At 30.0% G+C, this 15,535-nt stretch carries 15 protein-coding genes; 5 read left to right on the top strand and 10 right to left on the bottom strand.

Annotation, left to right across the window (positions count from 1 at the left end; translation table 11 throughout):
• Positions 1-48 precede the first annotated feature (48 nt).
• On the bottom strand, positions 49-1,215 hold the full coding sequence (locus BS101_RS03575; protein ID WP_073537577.1) for an iron-containing alcohol dehydrogenase: 1,167 nt from the start codon (positions 1,213-1,215) through the stop codon (positions 49-51).
• Positions 1,216-1,449: 234 nt separating this feature from the next.
• Positions 1,450-3,348 (bottom strand): sigma-54-dependent Fis family transcriptional regulator, encoded by a 1,899-nt coding sequence (locus BS101_RS03570; RefSeq protein ID WP_073537576.1) that lies wholly within the window; start codon positions 3,346-3,348, stop codon positions 1,450-1,452.
• 187 nt (positions 3,349-3,535) lie between these two features.
• Here BS101_RS03570 and BS101_RS03565 point away from each other — a divergent pair, with 187 nt between their 5' ends.
• From BS101_RS03565 to BS101_RS03550, 4 genes are all read left to right on the top strand, one after another.
• On the top strand, positions 3,536-5,632 hold the full coding sequence (locus tag BS101_RS03565) for a M1 family metallopeptidase (protein WP_073537575.1): 2,097 nt from the start codon (positions 3,536-3,538) through the stop codon (positions 5,630-5,632).
• A gap of 79 nt (positions 5,633-5,711) precedes the next feature.
• Positions 5,712-6,182, top strand: coding sequence for a ferritin family protein (locus tag BS101_RS03560; RefSeq protein WP_073537574.1), 471 nt, complete (start codon positions 5,712-5,714; stop codon positions 6,180-6,182).
• Between the two features lie 91 nt (positions 6,183-6,273).
• On the top strand, positions 6,274-7,263 hold the full coding sequence (locus BS101_RS03555) for a hypothetical protein (RefSeq protein ID WP_073537573.1): 990 nt from the start codon (positions 6,274-6,276) through the stop codon (positions 7,261-7,263).
• A complete protein-coding gene (locus BS101_RS03550) occupies positions 7,260-8,063 on the top strand; it encodes a protein-glutamine gamma-glutamyltransferase (RefSeq protein WP_073537571.1) in 804 nt (267 codons plus the stop codon). Before BS101_RS03555 ends, BS101_RS03550 begins: the two co-directional genes overlap by 4 nt.
• 116 nt (positions 8,064-8,179) lie before the next feature.
• On the opposite strand, the gene BS101_RS03545 is transcribed toward BS101_RS03550, so the two are convergent.
• The gene (locus BS101_RS03545; protein ID WP_073537570.1) at positions 8,180-9,562 is read right to left on the bottom strand and encodes a L,D-transpeptidase family protein; all 1,383 of its coding nucleotides are present in this window, start codon (positions 9,560-9,562) and stop codon (positions 8,180-8,182) included.
• 439 nt (positions 9,563-10,001) lie between these two features.
• Here BS101_RS03545 and tlp point away from each other — a divergent pair, with 439 nt between their 5' ends.
• Positions 10,002-10,229: a small acid-soluble spore protein Tlp gene (gene tlp, locus BS101_RS03540; protein ID WP_073537569.1), complete on the top strand. Its 228-nt coding sequence runs from the start codon at positions 10,002-10,004 to the stop codon at positions 10,227-10,229.
• Between the two features lie 175 nt (positions 10,230-10,404).
• Here tlp and BS101_RS03535 read toward each other — a convergent pair whose 3' ends face one another.
• From BS101_RS03535 to BS101_RS03505, 7 genes are all read right to left on the bottom strand, one after another.
• Positions 10,405-10,659, bottom strand: a complete 255-nt coding sequence (locus tag BS101_RS03535; protein WP_073537567.1) for a hypothetical protein — start codon at positions 10,657-10,659, stop codon at positions 10,405-10,407.
• Between the two features lie 284 nt (positions 10,660-10,943).
• Positions 10,944-11,501 carry a beta-class carbonic anhydrase gene (locus BS101_RS03530; protein ID WP_073537566.1) on the bottom strand — a complete coding sequence of 186 codons (558 nt, stop codon included), beginning with the start codon at positions 11,499-11,501 and terminating at the stop codon, positions 10,944-10,946.
• A gap of 37 nt (positions 11,502-11,538) precedes the next feature.
• Positions 11,539-11,760 (bottom strand): YdbC family protein, encoded by a 222-nt coding sequence (locus BS101_RS03525; RefSeq protein ID WP_073537565.1) that lies wholly within the window; start codon positions 11,758-11,760, stop codon positions 11,539-11,541.
• Positions 11,761-11,891: 131 nt separating this feature from the next.
• Positions 11,892-12,719: an alpha/beta hydrolase gene (locus BS101_RS03520; RefSeq protein ID WP_073537563.1), complete on the bottom strand. Its 828-nt coding sequence runs from the start codon at positions 12,717-12,719 to the stop codon at positions 11,892-11,894.
• Between the two features lie 171 nt (positions 12,720-12,890).
• Positions 12,891-13,397, bottom strand: coding sequence for a DUF1097 domain-containing protein (locus BS101_RS03515; RefSeq protein WP_073537562.1), 507 nt, complete (start codon positions 13,395-13,397; stop codon positions 12,891-12,893).
• A gap of 12 nt (positions 13,398-13,409) precedes the next feature.
• The gene (locus BS101_RS03510) at positions 13,410-14,171 is read right to left on the bottom strand and encodes a 5-oxoprolinase subunit PxpA (RefSeq protein ID WP_073537561.1); all 762 of its coding nucleotides are present in this window, start codon (positions 14,169-14,171) and stop codon (positions 13,410-13,412) included.
• A 2-nt stretch (positions 14,172-14,173) separates the two neighbouring features.
• Positions 14,174-15,535, bottom strand: coding sequence for an acetyl-CoA carboxylase biotin carboxylase subunit (locus tag BS101_RS03505; RefSeq protein WP_073537559.1), 1,362 nt, complete (start codon positions 15,533-15,535; stop codon positions 14,174-14,176).

Below are 15,535 nucleotides of genomic sequence, written 5' to 3'. Positions count from 1 at the left end.
ATAAGCCGACTACTTTAACTAATGGGTCGGGTGAGCTATCATCATCTCTTAAAAATTGATTTTTCGCCCATTATACATATATTGTAAAAGCTTTTTCATCTCTTCTTCAGTTATTTTTCTCGGATTTGATCCAGTACAAGCATCCATCATAGCATTATGAGCTATAAAATCTAGATTTTCATTAAAATCGATTTCACTTATACCATATTGCTTTATTGTGAGAGGAATATCCATCTTTTTATTCATATCACGAATCATTTCAGTTAATGAATCTATTAATTCATCTTCATTATTTCCTGGAAGCTTGAGTCTTTTAGCTATTTCAACATATTTTTCTGAACAAACCTTCTTATTAAAATCTATAACATAAGGTAAGTATATAGCATTAGCACACCCATGAGGTATGTGAAATACTGCACCAGTTTTATGAGCTATGCCATGAGTTATTCCAAGAAGTGCATTTGAAAATGCCATTCCAGCAAGGCACTGGGCTATGTGCATATGTCCCCTAGCTTCTTTATCTCCTTCATAGGATTTCAATAAATATTTATGAATCATGATTATAGCATGCATGGCAAGTGGATCTGAAAAATCCGAATGCAAACTCGCCACATACGCCTCTATTGCGTGGGTAAGTGCATCCATCCCAGTATGTGCTGTGAGCTTTTTGGGCATTGTTTCTGCAAGAGCTGGGTCTATTATAGCTGCATCAGGTGTAAGATTAAAATCTGCAAGAGGATATTTAATCTTAGATCTATAATCCGTTATTACAGAAAATGCTGTCACTTCAGTTGCCGTTCCACTTGTAGAAGGTATAGCAATAAATTGTGCTTTCCCCCTTAATTTAGGAAGTCCGAAGGGCACTATTGCCTTCTCAAATGTAAAATCAGGGTATTCATAAAATATCCACATTGCTTTAGCAGCATCAATGGGCGATCCTCCCCCCATAGCTACTATCCAATCTGGTTTAAAATCTCTCATTATTTTAGCGCCATTTACAACAGTATCCACAGATGGATCAGGTTCCACACCTTCTATTAATTTAATTTCAATACCTGCCTTTTTTAAGTATTCTTCAACTTTATCCAAGAATCCAAACCTTTTCATGGAGCCCCCACCTACGACAACTACTGCTCTATTTCCATCTAAATTTTTTAAATTTTCCAGGGCATTTTCACCAAAGTAAATATCCCTGGGCAAAGTAAATCTTCCCATTACTTTCCTCCTTATTATTGAATTCATGCCAATTTACAAACTTCTAAAAATTATATTCTATAAATTCAATATATCAGCAATTACTATGCCAATGCATTTTTTATTATGAGAAGATTTGCTATAGCTAGATATTTTATAAGAATAAAAATAATCATTTAAAAAATTGTTGTAAAAAGCAACATTTTTTTAAGAAATAGTGTTGTTTTTTACAACGGTGTTGTTTTTTCATACGCTTTAAAAAAAATTGATTTCATATTTTTTTATCTTTGCGTATAATGTACTTCTATTTATTCCTAAAATTTTAGAAGCTTTTGATATATTACCATCACAATTATTTATACAATTTACTATTGCCCTCTTTTCCCATTCTTCCAATGAACACATATTGTACTTGAAGCTTTGGTCATAAGAGCCGTTTTGTTTATTTTCTGAAGGATTGTTTTGGAAATAGAAAGATGTACTTCCATTCATGTTTACAATGTTTTCAATACAATTTTCTAATTCTCTGACATTTCCAGGCCAATTATAGCTTAAAAGTTTTTCATATATATGAGGTTTTATTGTTGGAACAGGTTTTTTAAGTTTAAAAGCCTTTATTTCTAAAAAATAATCTATAAGTATTTTTACATCCATGTCCCTTTCTCTCAGTGGCGGCACATATATAGGTATTACATTTAATCTATAATATAAATCTTCACGAAATGTCCCCCTTTTTATTTCTTTCCTCAAGTTTTTATTGGTAGCTGCAATTATTCTCACATCTATTTTTATATATCTGTTTCCCCCTATTCTCGTAATACACTTCTCCTGAAGAACCCTTAAAAGATTTACTTGCATATCCAAAGGCATTTCCCCAATTTCATCTAAAAATAAAGTACCCCCATTTGCAAGTTCAAATTTTCCTGCACGTCCTCCATGTTTTGCCCCTGTAAATGCCCCCTCTTCATATCCAAACAATTCACTTTCTATTAAGTTTTTTGGTATGGCACCACAATTTATGGCTATAAAACTTTTATTTTTTCTATCACTGCTATTGTGGATGGATTGTGCAATAAGCTCCTTACCTGTACCACTTTCTCCCTGGATTAATACGGTGGAAGGACTATTAGATATGTTTTTTAACTGTTCTTTCAAATTTATCATTTTTTCACTTTTAGCAATTATATCATCAAATGTATAAGTAACAGATCCACTCATGTATTTATTAACCAGATTATATATATTCTGAATATCTTTAAATATAACCACCATTCCAGTGACATCATCACTTTTATCCTTTATTGGATACACATTTAAATTGAACCTCTTCTTTTTATCTGAGTATAAAATTTCTTTATCCTTATATACATTTCCTGATTTCAACTCATCAAGTATATATTGCCAATTATATAAAACCTTATGTACATTTTTATCTATAATATATTTTCTATTTATTCCAAGCATATTACAGGCACTATTATTTATAGCTTTAACCATTCCATTATTATCTACAGCTAAAATTCCAAAATCTATGGAATTCATAATTTTATTCAAGTATTGGTATGCTTTAAACAATTCATTTTGAGATTTATGTAATTTCAAGTCATTTTCAATGGACTTTACTGCTGATACAACAAGTCCCAATGTATGAGGATGGGCAAGTTTCCGTTTTCCAGTTAGATTTAGACATCCTATTATATCTCCCTGTTCATTGTGTATAACAGAAGCACAACATGTATAAATCTGAAAAATGTTTATGAAATGTTCCTCACCTGAAATTTGAACTGATGAATCTTCAAAGATAGCAGTTCCCATTGCATTTGTGCCTGCACTTTTTTCACTCATATCAGCACCTTCTACTATTCCAGCTTTTGCTTGCTCTATTACTATATCTTTGTCACCTATAATAGTTAATACAATCCCGTTCTTATCCCCAAGATACAATGAAAAACCTGATTTTTTTAAAAAATCGTAAAGTATTTCCATAAACGGTCTTGCTATTTTTATAATCTCATTATTCTTCTTTATTAGGTTTTCTAATTCCTTGCTGTTAAGTATTCGTTTGGGTCTGGGTATACCCTTTTCCATATAATATTTAATGCACCTATTGAAAGATCTACTGATTATTTCACCATGAGTAGATAGTTTAAACATCTTAAATTCCCCCCTTTTTATCATTATAATTTATTTTTTAATAATTTTTCTAGATTTTATCCAAAATAAAGAGGACAATTCCATACTTTATTTCCATAATATATGATATAATTTACATAAAATACATTTTATTTGATAACTATACTATTTTAAAAATAACTTTATTAATAAAGGATGTGATGTTAAGATGAACTTTAATAAAACAAGGAATATTATTTTAATCTCTTTTTTAACTCTATTGACTCCGTGTTTATTTAAAACTGGAATTGTTAAAGCTTCAACTCTTCCTGCAAAGTACAGCATGGATCTAAACTTTAATGCAAATACTAAAACCTTGACAGGAAGTGAAGAAGTCACTATTAAAAATAACACTGGTACAAGCTTAAATGATATAGTATTTCACCTTTATCCAGACTCTTATAACAAAAAAGAAACCATGCCCTCCCTAGTCGGTATAACTGGTATGGAAGATTTAACTGAATCACAAAAAGGATATATATATATAACCAAAGTCATTGTGAATAAAAAAGATATGAAGTTCACTCAAGATGATCAAATACTGAAAATAAGTTTAAATGAATCTCTTGAAATCAATAAAAACATAAAAATTTCCATTAGTTTTAAATTAAAATTACCTATGGGAACTTCAAGATTAGGATATATAGACAATGACTACTCTTTAACCAATTGGTATCCTATACTATCAATGTACGATAATAAAGAGAACAAATGGGATGAAAATGTTTTCAATGTAGTAGGAGAGTCCAATTACAGCGATACAGCCGACTATGACATAAACTTGAAAGTTCCTAAAGATTATGTAGTGGCATCTACTGGAGAGGAAAAGGAACAATCTTCTGATGAAAATAGTAAAATAATGAATTTAAACGCCAGCAGTGTAAGGGATTTTGTCATTATAATGAGTCCTAATTACAAGGTTCTGTCTAAAGAAATAGATGGAATAAAAGTAAACAGTTATTACTTAGCTAAAGAAGGCTATAGTGATACTAGTACCGCTGAAGATGTTCTGGATTCAGCTGTAAGTGCAGTTGAATTTTTCAGCCAGCAATTTGGTAAATATCCTTACGATGAGTTAGACTTAATGGAAAGTCACCTATCTGGAGGAGCAATGGAATATCCTCAAATAATTCAAATGCCAACGTATCCTGAGAAGATACCAAGTTCTAATAACGATCAATATATATCCAGTTTATATGAGGATTCATTTATTTCACAAGCTGCGGTTCACGAAGTAAGTCATCAATGGTGGTATGTAACTGTGGGCAATAATGAATTTAAAGAACCATTCTTAGATGAGTCTTTAGCAACTTTTTCCACAGCCTATTACTTTGAAAAAACTGAAGGTGAATATTCCCAAAATGGCATACTAAATATGATACCTGCATATAGTAATGAAAGTATTGGAGCACTTTCATCTCAATATAAATTTCCAAGCATAGGATCAGGTGTGGATAAATTTGATGATGATGGTAATGCAACTGCATATATTATGGTTATATACGGTAAAGGTCCTCTTTTAATCGAAGATTTAAGAAAAAGAGTAGGAGATACTGTATTCTTGGATATAATGCAAACTTACTTTAAAGAGTATAAATTTAAAAATTCATCCATAGAAGGATTCTTAAGTGTCATTGAAAAAAAGGCAGGCAAAAATGTAAGTGATATCATTAAAGCTTCTCTAAATTCCAACAATTATATTGCTGAAAATTTGAAGCTTACAGATGAACAAATAGAAAAACTAGCAAATGAACAATATAGGAATATGCTTAAAAATTTAGAAGAAAACAACGGATTAATTCTTGGCAGTCTTCAGCTTAGAATACTAAATGGTGAAAAAGCCCTACTAGTAAAGCCCTCTAATTTAGCTACAGATGAAAAAGAGTCCCTGGATAATATTATAAAAACTATGACATCTAACAGCGATATATCAATAAAAGAAGATAAAGATATAACTGATGAGGATATAAAAAATAATAATATAATACTCTTTGGTAATCCATGGAACAATAAAGTCTTTAATTCTATGAAAGACGATCTTCCAATACTTTTAACTAAAAATACTATTTCCTGTGACAATTTTTCTTTTAAAAATGAAAATATAAATGGAGCTTTTACTATTAAAAATCCTAAGAATGATAATAAACTAATGTTAGCGTTTTTCTGGACAAAAGACAATTCATTTTATACAGATTTAAATTTAATTACAAATTCTCAATTTACCATATCCATAGACAATAAACAATTCTTTAACGGAAGATTTTAGAGAATCATCTTAAAAATGATTCTCTAAAACATAAAAATTCCACTAAAATATCCAAATCATTTAACAGGAGTTGAGTAATGTGACTTATAAAATATTTGATCTACTTCAAAGTTTTATTGATATTGAAAATATGTCGTTAAAGCTGTACTTAAAAATAGAAGAACACTTTAAAAATGAATCTCAAGAAATTAGTATACTTGCTAAAACTATTGCAAAACAAGAACAAAAACATATTGAATATTATGAAAGTCTGTCATCTAGCTTGAAAGGTAAATTGGATGATTCTATCGATTTTTACCTCTACGATAAAATTTCAGGACTTTTATTTGAATTTAAAAAAAATATCAAAATTCCTGAAGTAAATACTTCCAGATACTTAATTGAATTTGCCATAGAATTTGAAAGAAACAATGTAGCACTTCTTTTAAATATTCAAGGTAGATTACTACAAAATATAAATGATGTAAATAATAGAATTTATAGAGTTATATCCATTATCATAAGAGAAGAAGAAGAACATGAAAATATGTTTAGAAAATTGCTAAAATAATTTTTTAAAAAATTCATCATATATTAGTATAAATTATATCTATAAAAATAAATATGTATGGATAGATATATTAAGGAGATATAGAGTATCCATGTATAGTTTAGATTCAAATACCTTGAGTTTTTTAGATAAAATCAGGATTGACAAGGGAATAGATGACTTAAAAAACTTTTTCCTTCAATTATCTAAAAAAAATTTAAAAAAAGCACTAGATTTTATCAACGATAAGCATTTGGGATTTAATATTTTATTTATTCTTGAAGAAATACTTCAGCGAAATAACTTATTTAACAGTTTAACAGAAAAAAACAAAGTAGCACTTTTGATTGTAAAAGAAATACTAACAGATAAAAAATATGATTTGGCATCAGAACAAATATCATTTGATTATATACAAATAATCCATTCAGTTCTAAAGTGGATACTGGAAACTGGATTTCATGATGATGGTATAAATGATGAATACGATCAAGTCCTAGACATTACATCCATACTTCTAACAAAAGTTTATAGAGATACCACCCTGCTTCCTATTATGGCAGATATGATTTTTAAGAGATATAAAAAAGGATTTTTCATCCATGATTTGGTATGGGGTTTTTTTGAATGTGCCAATCCAAAAAGCTTAAATATTATTGGAGAACGCTTGCTATCTTCCAATGTAGAAGACGTTAAAATAGCATCTAAGCTATTGAACTTTATACCAGGAATAGATAAGGTCACTACCAAAGAAAGAAAATACACGATATTTTTAAATTGGATGAAAGAAAATAGTGCATTTTTAAAATATACTGGTGAAAGTTTTCACCAGACTACAAATCCTAAACCTTATAAGATAGTTCTTGAAGGTAAATATTTATGTAAAAGTATTTCCCCTAATACTGGAAAAGCTTTATGTTCTCCATCAAAAAAAGAATCCAATTTATTAAACCAGTTTAATAAATTGGATTATAATACCAAAGTGCTGCTTGCAAATTTTTCATTTAGAATACATTATAAAAATATATATTTATGGCATATATGGTGTGAATACTCCCTGGAAAAACAGATAAAAATTGCTAGAATAGGAGTATTACAATGATTAAAATTTCAAACAGTAATTTTGATATAAATTCAATAATAGCTCAATATAAAGATAACAGCATAGAAAGATATATTCTTAATGAACTTTCCTCAAGCAGCCAAACTTATTATTATAATTCCCTGGAAGAATTGAAATTGGAACTGGATCTAAGAAAAAATATTGTAGATGCATCTATAAAATTAAGTATGAGTAAGTTTCGTTTTCGTACTTTTCGTAAATCAATATGCAACCCAGAGTACTGGGAAAGGACAAAACAAGGTGGTTTTCTATTGAAGGAAGGAATAAAAGCCTCTGCTGCCATTGATGACATCTATAAAAACAGCAGTAAATATGGTACAGAATGTGCTACAGCAATAGTCATAGTATATTACAGAGGTTGTCTTAGCTCTTTCCGCGAAAAAATTTTTGACTCCACTTTTAAACATATATATTTAATGGATTGGCAGAACACAGATGAAAATCTTTCCTTAGATGTTCTTACTGATGTGGATGTTTATTTACCAGGAGATTGCAGATACTTTAAAAATCCTGAAGTGAATCCTATAACTCCAGAATGGCAAGGTGAAAATGTAATTGTACTGGGAAACGGGAAATATTATGGCCATGGAATAGGCATAAAAAATGCAGATGAAATAATTGCAGCATTAAACAAACGTCGAATTATAGGAGCAACACATTCAGCATACCTATTAGATTCTGTTACAAGACCAAACTTCAAACAATTAGCGGATATTTATTTTAATGCATCTTCAAGAACTGATAAAATATCCTCTATCAAAACAAGCCAGACGTGGTAGAGTTACTTTACAGCAAAAAAGATTCCCATGATATAAATCTGGGAATCTTTTTATCCAAAAGCTAGAATTAGCTGCCACTCTAAACCTCTGGATCACTTGATATTCTAAAAAATTTTCTAATAATAGCATACAATAGGAGTACCTACGTCAATATTACGAAATATTGTCTGTGCTAAACCATATGGTGAGTTTACACACCCATGAGAACCATTTGTCTTGTAAATTTCCCCTCCAAATACACTCCTCCAACTTGCATCGTGAATCCCAATGCCTCCATTAAATGGCATCCAGAAACTAACAGGAGAGTTATAATCCTGCCCCTTTAAAGTAGCGTTTTTTTCTTTATATTCTAATTTGTAAATTCCTCCAGGTGTTGCAGTATTTAAACTTACATTACCTGTAACAACATCTCCTTCTACTATCAGTGAACCATTTTTATAAAACCACATATGTTGATTTCCCATATCTATTTCTACATATGTATTTCCAATATCATTGCTGCTGTGGGAAACTGCAGTTTGATTGTATGCTGGTTCTTTTGTTACAGTTTGTCCTTGTTTTATTACCTCAATTAAATCCTGTACTTCTTTATTAATATTAATTTGCCAACCATAGGTACCACCACTAACATTTAAAGTGTTTCCTGATGATGTATGGAAACTTCGCGTTTTACCAACGGTATTATAAGTATTAGCAAGTGATTTTACATATTCTTTTACTTTTTCCTCATCAAGTGTAACATTAAAATTGTCATCAATTATAAACCACTTATTAATTGTTGAACCATCTAAAATTTCTTTACTATCTCCAAAAGTATATGTAACTTTTGAAGCCACATATTTATTGAGCACATCCCTAGCTTTTATAACATTTTTAGATTTTGAAGTATACTTTGGAGTTATGTAACAATTGGCAGATTCTAAATCTATTGTAGGCTCCATTTTAGATACGGCATCTGATGCACATTTTAGTAGAATATCTTTATCTACCTTATTGCCTTTTACTTGATCTATAATAACAAAGGAATTACCTACATATTTAAAACTAGGCTCTTTAGGCTCAATTATATCGCTGGACGTAAAACAAGATAGATTGTCCACCTGTTTTGTTAACTGTTCTTTATTGTATAAAACCTCAGCTGTCATATTAGAACTCTTTGTATTTAAAAATGATAAGACCCATTTAAAAGGATTCTGTTCATCTTTAAAATCCTGAAATTGTTCATCTGATTTATACTTTAAATTAATATCACTTGCTTTTATTTGTTCTTTTTTACCGTTTCTTTCTTTTATATTCAAAATATATGTATTCAGCTCTGATGTCATTTGTTTCTTAATTTCTTCCACCGTTTTGCCTGATACATTTCTACCGTTAATCTTAGAACCAAAATATAAATGCTTTATAAAATACACTGACGCAAATAAATATACGATAAGTAAAGCGCAAATAAAAATTGTCATCTTTGCGACAATTTTATTGCGCCTATCTACAATTTCCATAGTATCTTCTCTTCCCCTCTATAACCTAGTTTTTCATAATTGTTTTTCACGTACTTTCTTGTAAATGCCATCATCTTATATATTTTTGACAACAAAAATACTCCTAAAAATAAATTTACTTCGAATAAAATTATAGCGGTAAATAAGTACTATTAAATAACAATTATAGTCATAATTTCTTATATTATAACATTTATACTTAATTAATATCAATATAATTTTTATAATAATTATTTATATTTTAAGGCTTTTCACTTTTTATATATACTATTGTCTGCCACCGGAAATTGAATAAAAATTTTACCTTACGGTAACACTATCTTTAGAATTTAAAAATTACCTAAATTAAAAAATTAATTTTAAATAAGTTTATTCACTTTATTAAAATAACTATTGTAATTATATAAAATACACATTAAGTAAAAGGAGATACACAAATATGAAGAATAAGCCAGATGACAGAACAAATAACGTAGATAGAATTCAGAACAATATCAGTAATAATATTAAAAATATCAATCTTGCAGAAGAAATGATTGAAAAAACAGATGATGAAAAAATGGAAAAAACACTAATAGAAAAGAATGAAAGAAGGAAAAAATCTCTTAATTCCATGAGAGCAGAAATTAAAGATGAAGCAATAGACAAAAAAAATGGATATCAGTAAATGACATTTACTTTAATCCATATCCAAGGTTTGATAAAATACCCTTCATCAATTGACAACCCAAACATGATAAATTTATTTAATATCAAAAAGATTCCCATGATAACAGTCACAGGAATCTTTTAGTGCTGTAAAAAAACAATTCAGATTGAATCTAAGAAAGCTTAACTATTCTTCAATATAAGTCCCCTTCTATATTTCTAATAATAGCGGTTTCATCCGGCAAATCTCCAATTTCAATTTTTATCTGTGTACAAATGTCTATTATATTTTCATTATAATTTTTAAGATATTCAAATAGATTATTAGAATTAATACAACTGCGTTTATTTACAATAACAGACATGCTATTTACTTTTGAAATTCTTTCTTTTTTACAACATTCATCCAACCCTCTTGATATTTTACTTAACAATACGGTATCCTGCATAAAACCCTCATCTCCCCCAATAATTTTTTATTATAATCAAACTCCACCTGAATCTAAGGATCACACGATTATGACTAGCTTACTACCTGCATACTTAATTTATAGTAGTTGATTCTCCATAAATCCAGTCTTATAATTAATGATGGTTATTTGATATTATTTATATATTCAAATTTATTATAATTATGTATAATAAAAATTTATTGGGAAAATATTTTTAAACAGTTAACCTATCAATACATTACATGAAAAATCTCCAATTAATTAAAGATTTTCTCACTTTTTTAATATCCATTAACAATAACTTCTAATTTTCCTGTTTCGGGATCCATTATTAACCCATGAATTTTTATATCTCCTGGAATTAAAGGATGCTTTTTTATTAAACTCACACTTTCTTTTACAGATTCTTCTACAGAATTAAACCCTTGCAGCCATTTTTTTATATCAATGCCAGCATCAGATAAAGTTATTATCACATCTTGGGCAATTCCCCGCTTTACGGCCTGTTCTAAAATTTTATCTGAATTTAAATTACTCATACCACAATCATGGTGACCAATTACCAGAACTTCATCTGCCTGAAATTCATATACAGCAACTACAATGCTTCTCATTATACTGCCAAAGGGATGCATCACAGAAGCACCGGCATTCTTAATAAGTTTCACATCCCCATTTTTAAAATTCAACGCCTTTGGAAGAAGCTCTGTTAACCTAGTATCCATACACGATAAAATCACCAACTTTTTATCCGGATGTTTAGAGGTAGTATATTTATTATATTTTTTATTCTCTACAAAACAACGATTATAATCCAATATTTGCTGTAATTTATTCATGATATTCCTCCAAAATTTTTAAATAAATTCATATCTTCTATAATTTCATTTCATTTAGTATATTTTTTAGCTTTTTTAATTCCTCATTTGTTAAAGTAATACCCTTACCCATTTTTGTATGTTCAGGTGACCAATCTCTAATATCAAATTTAGGAGCATTATTATTCCAACTGATTAAGTTCAATTCTTTTTTCCATCCCTTTGGTGATTCTGAAATCATTCCTATAGTTTCTCTTATATCATATTTTATATCTGCCATAATATACCTGCCTCCTATATCTATTAAATATCAATATTTCAATTATACCATATAAAAATTCAGCTTAATGCAAAGTGCATTTAAGCTGTAATCTGTAAAAACTATTATTTCAAATATATTTAATAACTTTTCTAAATTCTTTTTTCAATCCATTTATGTATATCTTCTATAACATTTTCTTTTTGATCTTTTTCACTTAATATTTCATGATAACATTCAGGATATATTTTTATAGACTTATCTTTTGAACTTATATTGTTAAAAAGCCATTCAGATTCTTCTTTTCTAACTATTCTATCCTTTTCCCCATGAAGAATAAGACAAGGATACTCATAACTTTTTACATTTTCTCCAATCCATTTAGATCCCTTTATAAATGATTCTCCCAAGAGTTTTATATTAGTTTCCCTTAATACGAGAGGATCATTATTATAATCTTCAATCACCACTTTATCTCTACACATGAGTTTGGCTAAAAGATTAGGAGATTTTTCCCTTGGATTTTTTTCAAAATAATCATTCTCTTTTAAGCTTTTAAAAGCTGGAGGTTCTAAAACTGCAGCTCCTGATAATATTTGGCCTTTTAATTTATTTTTATATTTCATTCCATAACCTGCTGTAATAAATCCTCCCATACTATGACCGAACATAAAAACAGGAATTTCTTTATTTTCTTCTTGAGCCATGTTTACCACTTTATCAGCATCCTGAAAGAAATACTGAAAATCTTCTACATATCCTCTTTCTCCTTCGGATTTTCCATGTCCTCTATTATCAAACCTGTAAACGGTATAGTTAAATTGATTTAACTTTTCTGTAAAATACCCATATCTCCCTGAATGTTCACAAAGTCCATGCACTATTACAACTACTGCCCTGGCACAATCCACTACATCTTTAGTATAAAATAACTCAATGCCATCAAATGTGCTAAATTTTCCTTCTAAATGATTTGACATATATATCACTCTCCCTATTAGATTATTCTACAAAAGATTTACTTTTCCTTCAAACTGTTTTTTTAAAATTTTGTAGAAATATATTACATTTATTGTTTAAAGGAGTTAATACAAAATTTAACCCAGTGTTTTTATTCATAAATCACCGGGCTAAATTAGAAATCAATATAATTATTGTTTATCTTTAACTGGTATTGTAAGAACTATACTTAAGTATCCGAAAACAGGCCCTAATGCATTACCAATTAATGCCCATACTAAAGCCATCAAAATATCATAACTCTGTACTCCCGTCTTTGGGAAAAATCCTCCATAAAATACTGCAAATGTAGTTGAATATGCATTAAATGCAGACAGAGAACAATTGGTATAAGGAATTTTCAAACAAACCATAAGTAAAAATACAGTTATAAGTACTGCTATCATCATTGCCGGCATTGATGGCATAATCTTTCCAAAGCCATTAATAAGGAATATGCAAAGTACTGCCAGCAAGGCCCCTGGTAACATTGAAGGATATATACTCTTCATAGTAGAGGGGGTTGCACCTAAAGCAAAATACCAGGCCCATCCTATAAACAGTGCCCATACTGGAAATCCTAGTCCAGGCAATGAAACTAAACAGGAAAGAGCAGCAAGTACAGCAACTACAATTTCTATAGGAATTTTTGGCTTCATATACTTCCTCCTTTAAACATATATATTTGATATACTACTTAATTCTACGCCATTTGATATCAACACTTCTTTAATTTCCTTCACTACTTCAACAGCATTGGGAGAATCGCCGTGGACACATACTGTGATTGCATCAGCCTTTATAAGCTTGCCAGTTACGGTTTCAATTTTCTTATCTTTAGCTACCATAAGTGCCCTCTCTGCAACTTCTTTAGGAGAGCGAGCTTTTTTAGTTCTCTCAAGTACCCAATTACCAGAATCATCATAATCTAAATCAACCAGCATTTCTGAAACCATTTTAAGTTCTTTTTGCTTTCCCCTTCCAAAGGCAATGGTATTTTCGGGAAGTACAACATAAAGCTCTGGATTATACTCTTTAACTGTATCTAAAAAACAATCTACATATTTCTCATATTCAGAAACCATACGATACAATATCCCATGAGGCTTAATATGCTGCATCTTTAAATTATTTACTTTTAGAAAACCATCTAAAGCCCCAAGTTGATAGATGACATCTGCCCTCAATTCTTCTGGAGTCAAATTAATTTCTCTTCTGCCAAAGCCCTGTTTGTCATTAAGCCCCACATGTGCACCAACTGCGACATTGTATTTTTTAGCAAATTGTATTGTCTTTTCCATTACTAAAGAATCTCCTGCATGAAATCCCGCAGCTATATTAGCAGAGGTTATATACTTCATAACTTCCTCATCATTGCCCAAGGTGTATCTACCAAAACTTTCCCCCATATCAACATTTATATCTATTTTCATAATCATACCTCCACCGATTCAACCGCATTCATACTAGATATGAATGAAGTATCAAAATCACCTGAAATATACTTCTGATTTTTTAATATATTTAAATTTATAGATATATTTGTTTTAATACCTTCAATTTTGAAATCATTTAGAGCTTGTACTAATATCCTAATAGCCTCATCTCTATTTTGTCCCCATGAAATTACCTTAGCCAGCATTGGATCATAATAAGGGGGAACTACGCTTCCTTTTTCAAGTGCATGCTCAATTCTTAAATGCTTAGAATCAATAGTTGGAAAACTTATGTCTTCAATTGTTCCTGGAGAAGGTATAAATTTCACGGGATCTTCTGCATATATTCTACATTCAATAGAATGACCATTAAGCTTTATATCGTCTTGAGTAAAACTAATTTCTTCTCCACAGGCAATCCTAATTTGATTTTCTACTATATCTACACCTGTTACAAATTCACTTACAGGATGTTCTACTTGAAGCCTTGCATTTACTTCAATAAAATAGAACTTCCCACTTTCATCCCTTATAAATTCCATTGTACCTGCGCCTTTGTATTGCATTTTAGATGCTAATTTTTTAGTATAATCATATAGTCTTTCTCTATCTTCTTGTGTTACAACCGGCGAAGGAGATTCTTCAATAATTTTTTGGTATCTTCTTTGAATAGAACATTCTCTTTCACCTAGACACACACATTTTCCAAATTGGTCCATGATAAATTGTATTTCAATATGCCTTGGATTTTTTATAGCTTTTTCTACATAGCAGTCAGAAGATGCAAAGGCAAGAGTTCCAACTCGACAAAGACGTTCAAATATATTTTTTATGTCATTGCCATTTTCAGCAATTTCTATTCCCTTTCCTCCGCCGCTCTTATCCAATTTTAAAAGAATAGGATACCCTATAGAATTTGCTATATCTAATATTTCATCAACGCTACTTACAAGCTTATCAGAACCTGGAACTACAGGTACCCCCACATCATTGGCAATTTCTCTGCAATAACATTTGGATTCTATTTCCTCAAGTATTTTAGGAGATGGTCCAATCCAGCTTGCACCAAGTTCTGAAATAACATTTGCAAAGGAACTGTTCTCCGACAGAAAACCATACCCGGGATGAACTGCATCCGCATTTGATATTTTTAGCACTTTAACTATTTCATCAATATTTAGATAACTTTTCATTGGATTAGCCGGTCCAATATTATAGGCTTCATCTGCCCTCTTTATATACGTGGCATTTTTATCCGCTTCGGAATATATAACTACAGTTTTTATACCCATTTTTTCGCAAGTATTTATTATTCTATTTACAATTTCTCCTCTATTTGCTATAAGAAGTTTCTTAAACAT

Source organism: Clostridium kluyveri, from assembly GCF_001902295.1.
GTDB lineage: Bacteria > Bacillota > Clostridia > Clostridiales > Clostridiaceae > Clostridium_B > Clostridium_B kluyveri_B.
Note: the sequence above shows the minus strand (reverse complement) of the source record. Positions and strands in the feature narration are given on the sequence as shown.

Coding starts and splice junctions, on each gene's coding strand:
- BS101_RS03575 (WP_073537577.1), bottom strand. CDS start 1,215: ATGGGAAGATTTACTTTGCCCAGGGATATTTACTTTGGTGAAAATGCC.
- BS101_RS03570 (WP_073537576.1), bottom strand. CDS start 3,348: ATGTTTAAACTATCTACTCATGGTGAAATAATCAGTAGATCTTTCAAT.
- BS101_RS03565 (WP_073537575.1), top strand. CDS start 3,536: ATGAACTTTAATAAAACAAGGAATATTATTTTAATCTCTTTTTTAACT.
- BS101_RS03555 (WP_073537573.1), top strand. CDS start 6,274: ATGTATAGTTTAGATTCAAATACCTTGAGTTTTTTAGATAAAATCAGG.
- BS101_RS03550 (WP_073537571.1), top strand. CDS start 7,260: ATGATTAAAATTTCAAACAGTAATTTTGATATAAATTCAATAATAGCT.
- BS101_RS03545 (WP_073537570.1), bottom strand. CDS start 9,562: ATGGAAATTGTAGATAGGCGCAATAAAATTGTCGCAAAGATGACAATT.
- tlp (WP_073537569.1), top strand. CDS start 10,002: ATGAAGAATAAGCCAGATGACAGAACAAATAACGTAGATAGAATTCAG.
- BS101_RS03535 (WP_073537567.1), bottom strand. CDS start 10,659: ATGCAGGATACCGTATTGTTAAGTAAAATATCAAGAGGGTTGGATGAA.
- BS101_RS03530 (WP_073537566.1), bottom strand. CDS start 11,501: ATGAATAAATTACAGCAAATATTGGATTATAATCGTTGTTTTGTAGAG.
- BS101_RS03525 (WP_073537565.1), bottom strand. CDS start 11,760: ATGGCAGATATAAAATATGATATAAGAGAAACTATAGGAATGATTTCA.
- BS101_RS03520 (WP_073537563.1), bottom strand. CDS start 12,719: ATGTCAAATCATTTAGAAGGAAAATTTAGCACATTTGATGGCATTGAG.
- BS101_RS03515 (WP_073537562.1), bottom strand. CDS start 13,397: ATGAAGCCAAAAATTCCTATAGAAATTGTAGTTGCTGTACTTGCTGCT.
- BS101_RS03510 (WP_073537561.1), bottom strand. CDS start 14,171: ATGAAAATAGATATAAATGTTGATATGGGGGAAAGTTTTGGTAGATAC.
- BS101_RS03505 (WP_073537559.1), bottom strand. CDS start 15,535: ATGTTTAAGAAACTTCTTATAGCAAATAGAGGAGAAATTGTAAATAGA.